General features: G+C 43.6%; 3 protein-coding genes. 2 read left to right on the forward strand and 1 reads right to left on the reverse strand.

The window, feature by feature from the left end; genetic code table 11:
* Positions 1–14: 14 nt before the first annotated feature.
* Complete coding sequence (locus DW657_RS16950) at positions 15–863, reverse strand: hypothetical protein (protein WP_118313523.1); 849 nt, start codon at positions 861–863, stop codon at positions 15–17.
* A gap of 253 nt (positions 864–1,116) precedes the next feature.
* Here DW657_RS16950 and DW657_RS16955 point away from each other — a divergent pair, with 253 nt between their 5' ends.
* Positions 1,117–2,424, forward strand: coding sequence for a carcinine hydrolase/isopenicillin-N N-acyltransferase family protein (locus tag DW657_RS16955; RefSeq protein ID WP_117662011.1), 1,308 nt, complete (start codon positions 1,117–1,119; stop codon positions 2,422–2,424).
* Positions 2,425–2,499: 75 nt separating this feature from the next.
* Positions 2,500–2,976 (forward strand): hypothetical protein, encoded by a 477-nt coding sequence (locus DW657_RS16960; RefSeq protein ID WP_147381992.1) that lies wholly within the window; start codon positions 2,500–2,502, stop codon positions 2,974–2,976.
* Positions 2,977–2,996 lie beyond the last annotated feature (20 nt).

The raw sequence follows: 2,996 nt of genomic DNA on the forward strand, positions 1-2,996 counted from the left end.
CATTATCTCAAATTTTAACGAACTATTGCAGATGAACTCAATTCCGGAAAAACACGCTCCAGATTCTGCTTGCTCAATTCCCGGGTCTGAATATACTGCAATACATTATCTATCACATTCTTCTGCGATGCCTCACCCAGCAAATCCAGCAAATGCTCGGTCTGCTTCACATCATGCCGCTCCTTGGCCAATGCCACGTATGCCTTAATCTGCTTCTTGTTGATTCTCAACACCTGGAGCAGTTCCTCCTCTTCTCGCTGCAATATTTTATTGGCATTTACCAGATACTCGCCATTTCGGGCAATGCCCAGACTCAGCACACTGATAAACAGCAGTATCAACAGCATCATAAAGAAATAATTACGCAGCGATTCATTGCCCGTAACTATCACACAGACTAGATAAACTCCCAAGGCTATGCCTACCAGCCAGCGGGTAAGACGAGCCTGATAAGCTGCCAGCGAGAAAAACATGTTGCCGGCAAGAATGAGCATGTTGATGAGAATTACCATCGTATTATCTTTCAATGTAGGCACGAAGGCACTATACAGAATATCCATGCCTATGAAAACCTGAGTTGCTACTGCAAGGAAGGTTATCCCTTTCACCACCCCTATCTTACCCAAGAGATAGGCAGCGAACGAGGACACCACAACTACCAGAAAGACGATGTTAGATGCTGTAAAAAATGGATCGAAGGCTCCCGACAACCCCAGGATATTAGACAGGATGCCTAGATAAAGCATCACGGCAAAACATACCAGAAGCCACTGGCGCTGGCGATCGAGGTAATTGGATTCCCTCTTCAGCAAGGAGAATTCCAACCTGCGTAACTTGGTTCTTATTGAGTTCTTTGCTTTCATACTCCGTAGGGATATATTCATTATTGATAGATGAATTCTTAGCATAACCTTGCATTGCTTTGCTTGGCATTGCTTTATTATTGTGCAAAGATAATAAAAATCTGTGATTTTGACGGTTTTTGAGGTTATTTTTTCCCGTTTTCCTAAAAAATCAGTATTTTTCAGGTTATTTTTTCCCATATCGAACCTTATTTTCCATTACTTTTGCATCGAAAAATAAAATGAATCATTCATCTTTTAAATATCACTAATTATGAAAAGAAACAATACTTTCAACAGCAAGCGCATTCAGTGGCTAATGTTTGCATGCTTAACTTTCTGCTTTACCTTCTTCATGGTTATGGTGTCTTCGTGCAGCGATGATGACCCTGAAGAAGTATACAACCAGGCTCACTATCAGGACGTACCGGCCAGTCTGCTGACCGATGCCAAGAAACTGGAGATGGTAAGGTCTATCCAGGACTTGAAAGACGGAAGATTCTTCTATCTTGACTATACGGAGGATTATAAACTCCCTACCATATCAGGATTCAATCTCACCGACAACACCCATCTGATTGGTGCCGTATTGAAAACCCTCTGCGACAAGACGCCATCCTGGCTCAAGGCAAGGGTTAAGCTGGATGCAGGCTGCAGTGCCTTTGCCGTGACGACACCCGATACGGGCGATTATCTGATGGGGCGCAACTTTGATTACTCCCATGATAACGAACCGATAGCAGCTGCCCTGGTTCGCACGGCACCCGAAGGCGGACTGAAATCCATCAGTATGGTGGATGCCTACTGGATAGGTTACCGACAGGATCTCTGGCATTACATCCTATATAACAAGGCTGAGTTTGAGAAGAATAAGACGCAAGACCTATCCTATATCATGGCATTCCCATATCTCCTGATGGACGGTATGAACGAGGCTGGCTTTGCCGTTTCCGTGCTCCATCTCGACGGCAAACCGACCCAGCAGGCTAGTACGGGAAAGAAATTGACTACAACCGTTGCCTTGCGCATGATGTTGGATCATGCCAGAACTGTGGATGAAGCTCTCAAGATTCTGGACGGATATGACCTCTGGATACCGGATAACGACGGCAACTATCATTTTTACATGGCAGATGCCACGGGCCGTTATGCCATCGTAGAATTCGTGTATGACAAGGAGCATCAGAGCAAGATTTACATAGACGATGAATATACGGGTGAGGATGGCAAGACTTATTTTAAATATCCTGACATTTTACCAAACACCCGCGAGGTGATAGAAAAGCGCTATGCCAGCAACTTCTATGTATCTGAAACCATGGCATGTTCTGATAAAGGTCCGAAGCTCTCGAACCACGGCAAGACCCGCTATGACATGATGGAATTCGTCATCAAGCAGAACAACAATCAGTTGTCTGAGGAAGGAGCCATGAATCTGCTCAATGGCGTGAGTCAGGCAGAAACTCCGGGCAATCCTACGAGCCATACCCAGTGGTCGGTGGTGTATAATCTTTCTCAGCGCAAGGCTACGGTCTGTGTGAATCGAGACTATAAGAATAAATTTACGTTCAACTTAAAATAGGCAGAAAATCTTGATAAGGCTGCCAGTGAATTCTTTAACCATTTAATTCTTTAAAATATGAACTATAATATAAGAATGAAAATGAAGTTTTTTGTAAAGTCCGTGTTGTGTTTGGTAATGTTGACTTCGTTATGTTGCTCATGTTCTGATGATAGCGAATCTTGGGAAGAACTTGACGCACCAACAGGAGAAGTCCTGCCAAAGACCGATCAACTTTCCGTTAAGCTCAATTTGCCAACGGCAGTGTTGGGTAACAATTTTAAGGAAGCAGGTTCTGCTCTTGTAAACCGCCTGACAAAGAACGTGTCAATAAATGACAATAGCGTGAGGGTGGTGGTTCTCGACAACGAAACCGCCTTGACCATTGATGACGATATGTTGGAGAAAGTGAAACAGGTTTATGACAAAGGAGGCGTAATAGCCATAACTGAACCGTCGAATGCCACAATGGAAAGACTAAAAAAATATAAACTGGGAGATGCGCTTATGCACGACTATGACGACGATGATGGCAATGGGCACTTCAATGATATTTATGCTTTCAATCAATAGTTCGTTAAAATTTGAGATAA

The organism is Prevotella sp. AM23-5 (assembly GCF_003473645.1).
Lineage (GTDB): Bacteria > Bacteroidota > Bacteroidia > Bacteroidales > Bacteroidaceae > Prevotella > Prevotella copri_A.